The organism is Sphingopyxis sp. RIFCSPHIGHO2_12_FULL_65_19 (assembly GCF_001830555.1).
Classification (GTDB): domain Bacteria; phylum Pseudomonadota; class Alphaproteobacteria; order Sphingomonadales; family Sphingomonadaceae; genus Sphingopyxis.
The window spans coordinates 1-14,469 of record NZ_MIAM01000013.1 but is presented as its reverse complement, the minus strand read 5'-3'; the positions used below and the strand labels follow the sequence as shown (position 1 = coordinate 14,469).

The 14,469-nt window shown below is 65.0% G+C and carries 10 protein-coding genes; 4 read left to right on the top strand and 6 right to left on the bottom strand.

Annotated elements, in window-relative coordinates; genetic code table 11:
• Window positions 1-93: 93 nt before the first annotated feature.
• From A3E77_RS02655 to A3E77_RS02635, 5 genes are all read right to left on the bottom strand, one after another.
• Window positions 94-2,352, bottom strand: a complete 2,259-nt coding sequence (locus A3E77_RS02655) for a TonB-dependent receptor (protein ID WP_293643355.1) — start codon at window positions 2,350-2,352, stop codon at window positions 94-96.
• Window positions 2,353-2,656: 304 nt separating this feature from the next.
• Complete coding sequence (locus A3E77_RS02650) at window positions 2,657-4,030, bottom strand: glutamate--cysteine ligase (RefSeq protein ID WP_293643354.1); 1,374 nt, start codon at window positions 4,028-4,030, stop codon at window positions 2,657-2,659.
• 53 nt (window positions 4,031-4,083) lie between these two features.
• Window positions 4,084-6,135, bottom strand: coding sequence for a hypothetical protein (locus A3E77_RS02645; RefSeq protein ID WP_293643353.1), 2,052 nt, complete (start codon window positions 6,133-6,135; stop codon window positions 4,084-4,086).
• The gene (locus tag A3E77_RS02640) at window positions 6,135-8,045 is read right to left on the bottom strand and encodes a proprotein convertase P-domain-containing protein (protein WP_293643352.1); all 1,911 of its coding nucleotides are present in this window, start codon (window positions 8,043-8,045) and stop codon (window positions 6,135-6,137) included. Before A3E77_RS02640 ends, A3E77_RS02645 begins: the two co-directional genes overlap by 1 nt.
• Before the next feature lie 160 nt (window positions 8,046-8,205).
• Window positions 8,206-8,952 carry a 16S rRNA (uracil(1498)-N(3))-methyltransferase gene (locus A3E77_RS02635; protein WP_293643351.1) on the bottom strand — a complete coding sequence of 249 codons (747 nt, stop codon included), beginning with the start codon at window positions 8,950-8,952 and terminating at the stop codon, window positions 8,206-8,208.
• A gap of 201 nt (window positions 8,953-9,153) precedes the next feature.
• Between A3E77_RS02635 and A3E77_RS02630 the strand changes: the two genes are divergently transcribed.
• From A3E77_RS02630 to ubiA, 4 genes are all read left to right on the top strand, one after another.
• Entirely contained in the window at window positions 9,154-11,118 is a 1,965-nt protein-coding gene (locus A3E77_RS02630; protein WP_293643350.1) for a TadE/TadG family type IV pilus assembly protein, read from the top strand.
• Window positions 11,115-11,711 (top strand): TadE family protein, encoded by a 597-nt coding sequence (locus A3E77_RS02625; protein WP_293643349.1) that lies wholly within the window; start codon window positions 11,115-11,117, stop codon window positions 11,709-11,711. Before A3E77_RS02630 ends, A3E77_RS02625 begins: the two co-directional genes overlap by 4 nt.
• Window positions 11,708-12,382 carry a TadE/TadG family type IV pilus assembly protein gene (locus tag A3E77_RS02620; protein ID WP_293643348.1) on the top strand — a complete coding sequence of 225 codons (675 nt, stop codon included), beginning with the start codon at window positions 11,708-11,710 and terminating at the stop codon, window positions 12,380-12,382. Before A3E77_RS02625 ends, A3E77_RS02620 begins: the two co-directional genes overlap by 4 nt.
• Before the next feature lie 64 nt (window positions 12,383-12,446).
• Window positions 12,447-13,355: a 4-hydroxybenzoate octaprenyltransferase gene (ubiA, locus tag A3E77_RS02615; protein ID WP_293643347.1), complete on the top strand. Its 909-nt coding sequence runs from the start codon at window positions 12,447-12,449 to the stop codon at window positions 13,353-13,355.
• Between the two features lie 3 nt (window positions 13,356-13,358).
• On the opposite strand, the gene A3E77_RS02610 is transcribed toward ubiA, so the two are convergent.
• Window positions 13,359-14,469, bottom strand: a 1,111-nt coding sequence (locus A3E77_RS02610; RefSeq protein WP_458574404.1) for a coiled-coil domain-containing protein, incomplete at its 5' end; no start/stop codon positions are given.

The window sequence follows — 14,469 nt, the reverse complement described above, 5'->3', positions numbered from 1 at the left end:
CCATCAACAGCTATATGCCGATGATAACAGGAAAGATCCGCGATACAAAATCGGGCCCGCACGGCGTCGAAGCCGCGCGGGCCGAAGGTCGCGTCAGAATTTGAAGCCCGCCTCGACGCCATAGATGCGGGGTTCGTTGACGTAGCTGGTCAGATTGTTGAAATCGATGCCGCCGGTCGGCGATGCGTCATTGGTGATGTTGCGCACAAAGCCCGCAATGTCGAAGCGGTCGGTCCGGTAACCGACGCGCACGCCGCCCTCGAGCAGCTTGTCGTCCGAAAATTCGACCGAGCGATAAAGGAAGAATTGGATCTTCGAGCGGTAATACCAGTCGGTGAAGGCATAGATCGCGCCGTCGCCGACGGGGACTTCATAACCCGCGGTCCAGTTGAGCGTCCATTTCGGCGATTGCGGCAATTGGTTGCCGTCGATCGAGAAGATGCCCGGGCTCCCCGCGCGCGGCGGATCGAGCACGGTGCATGGCGTCGCCGAGCCGCAACCCGCGACGAAAGCACCGGCATCGTCGATTTCCGCCACGTTCCACGCGCCGCCGATCGAGAAGGTCAGGCCGCGCGCGGGCGCTGCCTGCAACTCGGCCTCGATGCCATGACCCTTGGCGTCGACGTTGAGCAGGCTGGCGACGTTCGACGTGCCGCCGACCGCGGTCAATTGCAGGTCCTTGGTGTCGAAATAATAGCCGGTCAGGTTGAAGCGGACGCGGTCGTCGAGGAAGGCGGTCTTGATCCCGGCCTCATAGGACATCGTTTCTTCCTGGTCGGCGGTCGAAATGACGCGCGAGAAGGTCAGGCGGCCCTGCACCGACGGCGCGCGATAGCCACGCGCAACGCGGGCATAAAGGGTGATCGCGTCCGATGCTTCATAGGTCGCGCTGGCGTCCCAGGTCAGCAGCTTGCCCTTGACTGTTGCCGCCTGCGGCGGGACCGGCGTGTTCGGGTTGACGACGAAGTCGGGGCGCGTTTCCACCGGCCGCGACGCCACGAAATCGCGCTTGTCATGGTTGTAACGTGCGCCGGCTTGCAGCTTGAAGCCATTGTCGAATGCATAGTTGACCGACCCGAAAAGGCCATAGGCTTCGCTGTCCTGACGCTGCACCGCGATCGCCGAAGGGGTCGCGTCGGTCGGGCCGCCGAATTCAAAGCTCGAAATGTCGAGCTTTTCGTCGAAATAGAAGGCGCCGAACTGGTAGCCGAGCCCGCCGCTGTTGTTCGACGCGATACGGATTTCCTGCGTGAACTGGTCGAGGCTGGGGACGTTGTCCTGGCTCTGCGCCTGGAACGGGATCAGCCCCGGACCCGACACCGGCAGGAACACCGCCCCGAAACCGCCGTCGATGTCGCCGCGGCTGCGGAAATTGCCGTTCCAATAGGAGGTGATCGAATAAGCGGTGACCGGCCCGAAATCATATTCGAGGTTCAGCCCGGCGTTATAGGTGTTGAGCTTCTGGAAATTCAGCCCGTCCTGATAGACTTCGTCGCGCTTGAACTCAGTGCCCGCGCCGCCGAGTCCGACGAGCTTGTTGCTGCCCGGCACCTGGGTATTGGCGCGGAAAATGATCGCCGAGCCGTCATAGATGCGGACCTGCCCGGTCACGCGGCCGGTGAAGGGGCCGTTTTCATATTGCAGCTGGAGGCGCGCGGCGATGTCGTCATAGCCGCCGAGATCCTTGGATTTCGTGGTCGCGATATTGTCGACCCAATTGTCGCGGTGCTGGTAGAGGCCCGAGAGGCGGACCGAGAAACCATTGTCGTCGGCGGCGCCCGCCGCGACCTCGACCTGGCTGGTGCCGTAACGGCCATAGCTGATGCGCGCGTGGCCGCCGGTCTTGCCGGGCTTGACGGTGTCGAACTTGACGATGCCCGCCGGCGTGTTGCGGCCGAACAGCGTGCCCTGCGGTCCGCGCAGCACTTCGACGCGATCGAGGTCGAAGATCGGGAAGCCCTTGAGGATCGGGTTTTCGAGCACGACGTCGTCATAGACAAGGCTGACCGGCTGCGATGCGTTGAGGTCGAAGTCGGTGTTGCCGAGCCCGCGGATGTAGAAGCGCGGGAAGGTGCGGCCGAACGAGCTTTCGATGTTGAGGCTGGGCACGCGGCCCGCGAGCACGCGCACGTCAGAGCCGGTCGAGGTGATGGCATCGAGCGTGCCGCCCGACAGCACCGACACGGCCACCGGCACATCCTGCAGGCTTTCTTCGCGGCGCTGCGCGGTGACGACGATGTCGCCGAGGCCGCTGTCTTCGGCGACGGTGGCTTGCTGCGCGGCGGCGGGGGCGGCCCAGCCCGCGGAGGCGAGAGCGATGCTCAGGGCAAGGGCGGAAGGAAGATGGCGCATGACCTGTCCTTTTTGAAAGTGAAGCGGGCGGGTAGAGAATATTGCCCGCCGTTGCCGCGCGCGAGGCGCACGGTCAACGCTCGAGCGCCGCGCCGCCGACGTTCGTGTCGGCAGTGTTGCGCAATTGCTGCACTTTTGGGGCGATGTGGAGAGCCGTTAACGACCGATTTTGGACATTGTTTCTTCGTCATCCCGGACTTAATCCGGGATCCATCGCGGCGCTGAAGTCATGGACCCCGGATCAAGTCCGGGGTGACGAGAGGGCGGAGCGGACGCCCGCTCACCACCCAAGGCGGTCGCATCGTCAAAAGCTGAGTTCGTCGTAGATTTTCGACAGGTCGCCACCCCACGGACCTTCGTAGCGGTCGAGCAGGTCGTGCGCGGGGGATTTGCCGCTTTTGGCGATGCGACGCAGCGGTTCGAGGAAGCCTACTTCATTGTCGCCCATCGAATTGACCTCGCCGCGCGCCGCGAGGCCCGATGCGGCGATATCGAGGACGCGATGCGCCAATTCGCCAACGGTGCCGCCGCCGGGGGCGGGGGCGTCGAGGCCTTCGCTGGGCACGGCGTCGCGGAGCGCCTGCTGCTCTTGGATGCTCCAATTCTTGACGAGGTCCCACGCCGCGTCGAGCGCGCCCTGGTCATAGAGGAGGCCGACCCACAATGCGGGCAGCGCACAGATGCGGTTCCACGGGCCGCCGTCGGCGCCGCGCATTTCGAGGAAGCTCTTCAGGCGCACTTCGGGGAAGGCGGTCGAGAGATGGTCGTTCCAGTCGGAGAGGTGCGGTTTCTCGCCCGGCAATGCGGGCAGCTCGCCCTTCAGGAAATCGCGGAAGCTCTGCCCTGCGGCGTCGATATATTTGCCGTCGCGGAAGACGAAATACATCGGCACGTCGAGCATATAGTCGACATAGCGTTCATATCCGAACCCGTCCTCGAACACGAAGGGCAGCATGCCGGTGCGCGCGGGGTCGGTGTCGGTCCAGATATGGCTGCGATACGACATATAACCGTTGGGCCGTCCCTCGGTGAAGGGCGAGCTGGCAAAGAGCGCCGTGGCGAGCGGTTGCAGTGCAAGCGAAACGCGAAATTTCTGCACCATGTCGGCTTCGGACGAATAGTCGAGGTTGGTCTGGATCGTGCAGGTGCGCAGCATCATGTCGAGCCCCATGCTGCCGACGCGCGGCATATGGTCGAGCATGATCTTGTAGCGCCCCTTGGGCATGATCGGGAGGTCAGCGCGCGTCTTGTCGGGCCACATGCCGAGCCCCAGGAAACCGAGCCCGAGTTCGGCGCCGACTTCCTTCACCTGTTTCAGGTGGCGGCCGGTCTCGGCGCAGGTCTGGTGGAGGTTTTCAAGCGGCGCGCCCGACAGTTCGAGCTGGCCCGCGGGTTCGAGGCTGACGGTGCCGTCGCTGCCCGCAAGCGCGATCACCTTTCCGCCCTCGATCACCGGCTCCCAGCCAAAGCGTGTCAGGGCCATCAACAGGTCGTGGATGCCGCCGGGTTCGTCATAGCTGGGCGCGCGATGGTCGGCGGTGCGATAGACGAATTTCTCATGCTCGGTGCCGATGCGCCAGCGATCCCTGGGCTTCTCGCCCTGGATCATGGGGACCGCGAGCTGGTCGCGGTTTTCGACGATGGGATCGTGGCTGTCCGAGGCGGTGCGCGTGCTCATTTTCGCGCATTTAGACTATTCGGTATAGAATGCAATCGGCTGTTGCATGCGCGCTATTTTACGCGCGCGCGCAAGTTGATCGTAAAGCTCGACCCCGGCGCCATCGCGCCCTTTGGCCGGATGCGGACATGGGTGACCGCGGGATCGACGCCATCGGCGTCGGCGGTCGGCACATAGGTCCATCCGGCGCCGCCATTGTTGGAAAATTCCAGGTCGTCGGCGGCGCTCGACAGGCTGGTAAAGCCATAGGTCAGCCCGCTGGCGCCCGGGGCGAACAGGATCGGGCCGGGGCCGGGGGCATAGGTGCCGACGAACAGGCTCAGGCTCGACGGGATCGCATCGGTAACGATGACGCTGTCCGCGGTCGGGCTGGTGCCGCCCGGAGCGGTCACGGTCAGGCCGTAATTGGCAAAGGCACCGGGAATCAGCTTGGGATGGACCAACCCGTTGACCGGGTCGCTGTAAGCCAGCGACGTCTTGGCGATCGATAACGGCACGATATAGCGGTTGGTGAAGGTGCAGATGATCGCGGTGTCGGCCGCGCCGACCGTCAGCACATTGCCCGCAAGCGGCGCGGCATTGCCGGTGCAGCCGAGCGCCTGGGCATAATTTGCGCCGTCGCCGACGCTGAATGTTTCGGTCAGTGTGGCGGTTTCGCCGGCATAGACGGTCACCGCGGCGTTGGTGTCGGTTTCGTTCGCGCTGTTCGCGACCGAGGCGAGGCTGGCGTTATTGACGAGACCAGCGGTCTGAACGGTGACGGCATGGGCCGTTCGGGCATTGACCCAAGTCTTGCGGACGACAAGCGTCGCCGATCGGCGGCTGTTGGTCCAGGTGCAGGTGAGCGAGGTGCCCGACGGCATGACGACTGTGCGGCTGAGCCCGCTGCCAGCGGTCGCGACCGCGACATTGTCGCTGTTGCGGCGGCACTCGATGCTGCTGTTGTAATTCGCCGCGGCGCCGTTCGTATAAGTCTCGGTCAGCGTCAGCGTGCTGCCGGGCGTTGCCACGGCGGCGGCGTTGGTTGCCGCGCCGCCGACCGCCGAAGTGCCTGCGCTGGCTGCAAAGCCGCCGCCGATTGCCAGGTCGACCGCATCGCCTACAATTCCGTTTGCCCAGTTTTTCGTGAGCACGACGGGTGCGTCGTTGTCGGTGATCGTGTAGCTGCTCGCGGTGCGCGGCGTGCCGCCGCAGCTCGACGTGCTCGACACGGTGTATCCGGTGCCGGTGTTGAGCGCGATCTGGATCGTCTCGCTGCCCTCGGTCACCGTGTCGTCGAGAATCTGGATGCCCAGCGGGACGGTGACATTCTGATAGGTGCCCGCGGGAATGGTGACGGTGAAGGACGCGCCGCCACCCGGCGTTACATAGTCGGTGCCGGGCGTCGCGGTGCCGCCGGTGATGCTGACATTGACCGTGCGCGGCGTGAACAACGTGCCGCTGACGATCAGCCCCGGAAGGTTCGCCGCCGCAATCGATTCGACCCCCGACGAGGCCGCCGCCGACAATTCGACGAACGGGTTGAGCGTGATGCGGATGTCGTCGAGAAAATTGCCGTAGCTGCCCGCATCGGTGGTGATGAACTGGACGCGTTGCACCCCCGACGCGCCGCCATAGGTCGCGGTGCCGGTGTTGACGTTCCAGACGTTGTTGACCGTCGATGCCTGCGTCGCCAGGTTCTGGATCAGCGAACCCGCGCTGTTGGCGATCTGCAACCGCGCGGTCTGCGTCGTCGGCCCGCCGGAGCGGGCGCGGTGGGCAAAGGTCCAGCCGATCGTTTCGCCGTTCACCATGCAGATATTCTGGTAAAAGGCGCCGGGGACATTCGCGTTCATTTCGGCGAACACCGACCCGGCATAGGCGACGACGCCCTGAAAGCTGGTGTCCCACAGCTCAATCTCGCCCGACGCCGAAACCCAGCCCGAAACCGACCCGTGGGAATAGATTTCGTAGCTGGCCGCGCCCGGCCCCTGCGGGTCGTTCGCCTCGAAAGACGGATTGACGATGACGCGCTGCGCCGCCGCGGGCGGCGCGGCGGCCAGCGCGGCGGCGATGAGGAAAAAGGCGCCAAAGCGCGCAAGGCGGGTCCGGGGGCGGCGGGCCATCAGTTGATCGTCACGTCGAAGGCGATCGCCATGGCATTTGCGGGAAGCAGCGTCGGCGCCGTCGCGGCGACCGCCGCGCCGCTGATCGACGCGCCGATCGGGTCGCTTTCATCGGCGCCGCTCGCATCGTCGTCCTCGACCGTCGTCGCAGCGGCGCAATTGGTGCCGCTGCGCAGCGACCCGGCGACGAAGGTCGTGCTGGCGGGCAACGCGTCGGCCACATTGACGCCGGTCGCGGTGCCGCTGCCATTGTTGGTGACCAGGATGCAATAGCGCATCGTGGCGCCCGGGATCGCTTTCGGATTGCTCGTCCCGTTGGTCGGATCGCTGACGACGCTGTTCGACTTGGCGATCGTCAAATTGGTCGTCGGACGGCAGAAGCTGATGTCGTGGATGGCCGCGCCCTGCTGTCCGGGGTCGGACGGGGCGAGGCCGTGGCTGCCATAGGTGATGATGATCGTATCGACGGGCGCCGAAAAGGTCACCATGACATTGCCGTTCGCGCTGCCGTCCGCCGAGGTCGCGTCGCCATAGGCGCTGTTGCCGATGACATAATTGCTGATGCCGTTGGTCAGCGTCGGCGTCACCGGCGCGCCGTTAAAGCTGCCCGTCACGGTCAGACGGTCGGCGAATTGCCCCGCTGCATAGTCGATGTCGAACACGCGAAACTGCGCGCCGGGCACCGCGGTCGGCAAGCTGATCGTCGAGGTGATCGCCCCCGCCTGGCTGGTGAAATCTGCGATCTGGAAGATCGAGAATTGCGCCGGGGAGAAGCCGCCGGTGACGATGTTCTGGCGCGTCGGCGACTGGCCGCCATAGGTCGCATTGTTCAGAAAGGAGCCGCCACTGATCGCGATATTGAAATTCATCGTGCCGATCGCGGCCAGCGCATAGCTGCCGCTGGTGGTGCCCGCTGGCCAGCCGATGCTGTCCCAGTCGTGCAGCGTGGTCCCGACGGGGCAGACGAGCGTCGGCGCGACCCCCGCAGTCCGCGTGCCCGACACGGTGAAGCTGGCCGAATCATAGTCATCCTCACCCGCCGAGCCGTTGCCGGGGGTCGAATCAAAGTCGAACGCCGACGACGCGCTGACCTCGGCAATATTGGTCACGCTGGCGCCCGCCGTCGCGGTGACGGTGCCGCTGATCGTCAGCGTCCGCGTCACGCCCGCCGGGATGCTGCCGACGCTCCACATGCCGGTCGCGCTGTCATAACTGCCGAAGCCCGACGCGCCGGTGAAGGCGAAGCCCGCGGGCAATATGTCCTGCACCGTCACGCCGGTCGCGGTCAGCGCTGAGCCGCTCGCGTTGGTGACGTTCAGAATATAGTTGATGCTGGCACCCGACGCAGGCGACGCGTTACTGACCGACTTGGTGAGCGACAGGTCGGCCGACGGCGCCATCGGCACGGTCGTCAGCGTCAGGTCGGCGCGCGTGAAATTGCCGCTGTCGCCATTGAGCGAGTCGCAAATGGTCAGCTGCCATGTGCCGGCCGAACCCTGTCCGTTGAAGTTCGCGAGCGCGGTTTCGGGCCGGAAATCGCGTTGATAGGGCGGGGCTGCGGCGGTGCTGTCGTTCGCGGTGTGCGTCGCGATGCTGGCGGCGGCGCTGTCGTCGAACAGGACATTGAGGTTGTTCGCCGACGTCCCGACATTGGTGATCAGATTGACCACCGTGCCCGCCGGCGACACCAGGGTCGCGCGGATGTCACCCCGATAGGAGTGCGCGAATTGGACACCGATATTGACGTCGGTGACCTGTGCGTTGGCGCCGACGGTGAAGGTCCGCAGCATCGGATTGGCGCATGTCGTCGCGCTCTCGCTGATCGTGCCGGTCGTTGTGTTGCTGTAGCTGGTCGTCGTCTGTGCGGCGGCGGGATTCGCGGCAAGCCCAAGGGCCAGCCAGACAAGCATGATACATGCTCGCACAGACTGCAAATACTGGCCCCCACGCCAGCAGTATCGGCTCTGGTCCCGCCGTTGCATGGCGCCGCTATGGCACCGGCATAGCTAATATCCGGTTAAAATCGGTGACTTGCACCTGTTTCTGTTCGGAGGCGGGACAGAAATGACCCTATGCGGCCGACCAGTCGCCATGTTGTGCCATCCACAGGCCGACCGCGGCGATCGCGGCGGTTTCGGCGCGCAGGATGCGCGGACCCAGCGCGAGGCGGCGAACCGCGGCGTGCGCGACGAGCAGGTCGCGTTCGCGGTCGGTGAAGCCGCCTTCGGGGCCGGTCAGGATCGCGGCGGGCGCGGGCGCCGACAGCGCGGCGAGCGGGACGCCGCACGCTTCGTCGGCAAATAGCAGCGCGCGGTCGGTGGGCCAGTCGTTCAACAGCTGCGGCAGTTTCACGGGCTCGGCCAGCGTCGGCAGCGCGGTGCGCCCACATTGTTCGCACGCCTCGACAATCTGGGCCGCGATCCGTTCCTGCTTCACGCGCTCGACGATCGTCCGTTCGGTGATCACCGGCTGTAACCGCGCGACGCCCAGTTCGGTCGCCTTTTCGATGATCCAGTCGAGCCGCGCCTTCTTGACCGGGGCAAAGCAGAGCCAGAGGTCGGGAACCTGTTCGAGCGGGCGCGTCCGCCGTTCGATGCGCAGCGTCAGCGAACGTTTCGCCGCATCGGCGATCACCGCCAGCCATTCGCCACTGATATTGTCGAACAGCAGGACGGGGTCGCCGACCTTCATCCGCATGACACCGAGCAGATAATGGGCGGTGGCGCCGTCGATCAGCGGCGCGGCATCGGGCGCCAACGGCACATCGACGAACAGGCGGGGGGTGCTGGCGGGCGGCCAGGCGGGAGTCGCGGGCATGGCGGCGCGATAGCAGACAGCGGTAATTTGTGCATCCTTTGCCATGAAGTGCATCATAATGTCCCGTTCCGGGTCAGAAGCGTCGATATCGCCCCATGCCCTCACTCCCGATTAGCATTTTGGTAAGCAGTCCTCCCCTAGTGCGACGATACCAGCGGCTCATCTGGTGGGGCGTGCCGCCGGTCTTAGAGGGGTTAAACCATGCGAGGGACCGTATTCAGCCGCTTGCGGCTCGGCGCCAAAAGGCTTCTGCGCGATCAGGGCGGCAACGCCTTCATGCTGACGGCAGCGGCGATTGTGCCGGTGATCGGCATCGTCGGGTCGGGGATCGACATCGGCCGCGGCTATATGGCGCAACTCCGCCTCCAGCAGGCGTGCGACGCCGGCGTGCTTGCCGGGCGCCGTTACATGGGCGCGTCCTCCTATGACGAGGAAGCCGAGGGCGAAGCGCTCAAGATGTTCAACTTCAACTATCGCGACGGCATCTACGGCAGCGATAGCATCAGCTTTGAATCGGAACCCGAGGGCAAGACCGAAGTCATCGGCACCGCGACCGCCCGCCTGCCGACCGCGATCATGTTCATCTTCGGCGTGAGCGAGTTCAACCTGACCGCCAACTGCGCGGCAAAGCTGGAAATTTCCAACACCGACGTGATGCTCGTGCTCGACGTGACCGGGTCGATGGCCCAGAATACGTCCGACGGAAAGACCCGCATGACCGGGTTGAAGGACGCATCGATGGTGTTCTTCGACACGCTCACCCAGGCCGAAAAGGGCGACGGGCGGCTGCGCATCGGGATGGTGCCGTACAGTTCGACCGCGAACGTCGGCAAGATCCTGACCGAAGAGAATCCCGATTGGGTGTCCGACTTCACGATCCTGCCGTCGCGTTCGCCGGTGACGCGTTATAATTGGAGCGGCACCAATCCGCCGTCGTCGGTGACGACGGGGACGACCACCAACGGGTCTTGGTCCGATTTCCTGCCGGTCAGTGGTTTTACCAGCAACGCGTCCTGTTCCGGCTTGACCCCACCCGCCGATACCAAGCCGGCACTGGTCGGATCGCAGGACATCAACAAGACGGCCCGCATCGTCGACAAGGACGGCAACCGCCTTCAGGTGACCGTCGCCGGCAGCCAGCATCGTTACTATAATTATCGCTATCAATATAATTCGGGCAACAGCACCTGCTGGCTACAGCGTCGCACCGTGACCTTTGATCACGCGTCCTCGCCGACGCCGAGTTCGACCGCCTTTTACAGCCAATATCGTTACGAGGACCGTGTCTTCGACGTTTCGTCGATGAAAAGCGGCGGGTCGATCACGGTCGACACCGGCAATTCGGGCGCCAATGAGACGGTGAGCTGGAGCGGTTGCGTCATCGAACGGCGCACCACGTCGTTCGGTGCGAACACGACCGCGCCGAGCGCGGCATTGGACATGGATGTCGACCTGGTTCCCAGCGATGAAAACAGCCGGTGGAGGGTGTTGATCCCCGAACTGTCCTATCACCGCGCCGTCAACCTCAACACGACGCCGTCGGGTTCGGGGGTCCGGACGATCGGCAGCGGCAGCGTGAGCGGCGGCAGCTGGCAGGCCTATGACTATCACTGGCCGAACGGCTGGGGCGTGTGCCCCGCGGAAGCGTTCAAGCTGACCGAGATGGATGAAGACGATCGCGCCTTTTTCAAGGGCAAGGTCGACGCGCTCCAGCCGGTCGGCGGCACCTATCACGACGCCGGGATGGTGTGGGGGGTTCGTCTCCTCTCGCCGACGGGCCTGTTCGCCGCCGAAAATGCGACGGCGCCCAACGAGCGCCCGATCAGCCGCCACATCATCTTCATGACCGACGGTGAAATGGCGCCGAACTGGCAGAATCTGACGACGCAGGGTTATGAATATCTGATGCAGCGCGTCAGCGGTTCGGCGACGACCGACAACGGCGGGCTGAAGGATCGGCACAACAACCGCTTCCTCCAGCTGTGCAACGCCGCGAAATCGCGCAACATCACGATCTGGGTGATCGGGTTCGGCACGTCGCTCAACAACGAACTGACGACCTGCGCGACCCCCAGCAAGGCCTATCAGACAAGCAGCGCCGAGCAGCTCAAGAAGATATTTGCGTCGATCGCGGGGCAGATTTCGCGCCTGAGGCTGTCGCAATGACGCGCCGCCTGTCCACCCTGCGCCGTTTGCGCGGCGATCGCCGGGGCACCGCCATCATGGAATTCGCGCTGACCGCGCCTGTGTTCCTGCTGCTGATGATGGGCATCTTTGACTATTGCTGGCAGATGTATGCTCGGCAGGTGCTCCAGGGCGCCGTGAGCCAGGCGGCGCGCCTGTCGACGCTGGAGGAATATTCCGAGGACCAGGACGCGCTCGACGAAAAGGTCGGCGACAAGGTCAAGGACGTGTTCAAGTCCGCCGACGTCGAGTTCGAGCGTCTGGCCTATGAAAGCTATGACGATGTCGGTGAACCCGAACCGCTGACCGACAAGAATGGCAACCAGGTCTGGGACCCCGGCGAATGCTTCGAGGACATGAACGATACCGGCAATTGGGAGGCCGATCGCGGATCGGCCGGTAATGGCGGCGCCGACGATGTCGTGCTCTACACCGTATCGATGACGTTCGATCGCATCCTGCCGACCTGGCAGATGCTGGGCCAATCGAAAGAGGTCACGCTGACCGCGTCGACCGTCCTGCGCAACCAGCCGTTCAACGCCAATGCTTCGTCGAGCCAGGTGATATGCAAATGAGCCAGATGCTTCGCGCCTTCGCCCTGCGCAAGGCCCGCCTCGCGCGCCGCTTTCGGCTGCTGCGCGACAAGCGCGCGACCGTGATGATCGAAATGGCCTTCTGCATCCCGCTGATGGTCCTTCTGGGTTTCGGCGGGCTGGAAATGGCAAGCCTGACGCTCGCCAACACGCGTATCAGCCAGATCGGTCTCAGCACCGCCGACAATGCGTCGCGCATCGCGGTTGGCAGCAACCTGTCGCTGCCCCGCGTGCGCGAGATCGACATCAATGAGGTGTTCACCGGCGCCGAACGGCAGGCGGAAGGCCTGGACCTGGGGACGCGCGGACGCATCATCCTGTCCAGCCTCGAACGCAATGACGACGACGGCCAGTGGATTCACTGGCAGCGCTGCTATGGCGATCTCGATGTCGAATCGAGTTTTGGCGACGCCGGCGACGGCGCCACTGGCACCGACTTTCCGGGCATGGGGCCCGAAGGCGCCGAAGTGACGGCACCGCCGGGATCGGCAGTGATGTTCGTCGAGATCGTCTATGAATATGAGCCTTTGCTTTACGAACAATGGCTTGGCGAGCGGACGATCCGGTCCACGGCGGCGTTCAATATCCGCGAAGGGCGCGACTTGTCGCAGGTCTATTCGTCGCCCGGGGTGACGCCGTCGACCTGCAGCTGAGCGCCGCGCCGGTCCAATCAGCCATTTATCGCGGGCGCGGCGGCTGCTACATGCGCCGCTGCCGATGACTGCCACCCATCCTCCCGACAGCCAGCTTCGCGGCTTCGTCGCCATGCTGCCCTCCGCCATGCGGCCCTATGCGCTGCTCGCCCGGTTCGACCGGCCGATCGGCTGGTGGCTGCTCTACTGGCCGTGCGCCTGGGGACTCGCGCTCGGCGGCGGGGCGATCAGCCACTGGCCGTTGTTCCTGTGGCTGCTCGCCGGGGCGATCGCGATGCGCGGCGCGGGCTGCGTCTATAATGATATTGTCGATCGCGACCTTGATGCCAAGGTCGCGCGCACCGCATCGCGTCCGGTCGCGAGCGGTGCGGTGTCGGTCCGAAACGCGCTGTTGTGGACGCTGTTGCTGTCGCTTGTCGGGCTGGTGGTGCTGCTCCAGCTGCCACGCCCGGCGCAGATCGTCGCGCTTGGCAGCCTGATTCTCGTCGCGGGCTATCCGTTCATGAAACGCATCACCTGGTGGCCGCAGGCCTGGCTGGGGTTTGTCTTCAGCTGGGGTGCGCTCGTCGCCTGGATTGCGGTGGGCGGGCCGGAAGGGCTGGCGCTGCCGTTGCTCTATGGCGGCTGTATTGCGTGGGTGATCGGGTATGACACCATCTATGCGTTGCAGGATATCGAAGACGATATGCTGATCGGCGTGAAGTCGAGCGCGCGCGCGATGGGGCGCCATGTGAAGGGCGGGGTCGCGATATGCTATGCGCTCGCGCTCGCCTGCTGGGGCGGCGCACTGTGGTCGGTACGTCCCGACCCGATCGTGCTGATCGCGCTGTTGCCCGCCGCGGTGCACCTGACCGGACAGATCGTCACGCTCGACCCCGCCAATGGCGAGGATGCGCTGGCGAAATTTCGTAGCAACCGTTTTGCCGGGCTGCTGATTTTCGCGGCGATGTTGGTGGTGGGAACGGCGCCTTAAGATCTACTCGGCCGCGAGCAGTTCCTCGGCGCCGCCAAGGTCGACCGAAACGAGGCGGCTGACGCCGCGTTCGATCATCGTCACCCCGAACAGGCGGTGCATCCGCGCCATCGTCACCGCATTGTGCGTGACGATCAGATAGCGCGTGTTGGTTTCGCGCGCCATGCGGTCGAGCAGGTCGCAGAAGCGTTCGATATTGGCGTCGTCGAGCGGCGCGTCGACCTCGTCGAGGACACAGATCGGCGCGGGGTTGGTCAGGAACAGCCCAAAGATCAGCGCGACGGCGGTGAGCGCCTGTTCGCCGCCCGACAGCAATGTCAGCGTCCCCAGCCGTTTGCCCGGCGGCTGCGCCATGATTTCCAGCCCCGCTTCCAGCGGGTCGTCCGAATCGACGAGCTCGAGATGCGCCTGTCCGCCGTTGAACAGGGTGGTGAACAGCCGCTGGAAATGGGTGTTCACCGCCTCGAACGCCGCAAGCAGGCGCAAACGTCCTTCGCGGTTGAGATTGCCGATCGAACCGCGCAGACGGTTCACTGCCTGCGTCAGTTCCTCGATCTCGGCGGCGCTCTTCTCGCGCTCGCTATCGAGTTCGACGAGTTCGTCGGCGGCGACGAGATTGACGGGGCCGAGGCGTTCGCGGTCGGTGATCAGCCTGTCGTGCTGCGCCGATTCGGCGGCTGCGTCGCCGACGCTCGCGCTGTCGAACCCGGCCTTTTGCGGGAGCAGCGGCGGCGGGCACTCGAAACGCTCGCCCGAGAGGCGGCCCATCTCGATCCGGCGGAGTTCGGCATTTTCGGAGCGGGCGACGGCGCCGGCGCGGGTTTCGCGCGCGGCGGCGACGCGCTCGCGGATCGCGTTCAGCGCGGTTTCTGCTTCGCGTAGCGCAGCTTCCGCGGTGCGCTCCTGCGCTTCGGCGGCGGCGACCTTGTCGCGCAGCGTGGCTTGCCGGGTTTCGGCCTCGGCGCGCTGTTCCGCGAGCCTGGCGGGGACGTCGGCGAGCTTGGCGGCTTCGGCGGCGAGTGCTTCGGCACGCTTGTCCATCTCGGTCACACGCCGCGCGGCCTCGCCGGCGCGCGCCTTCCAGCTCTTGATCTCGGCGCTGACGACCGCCTGC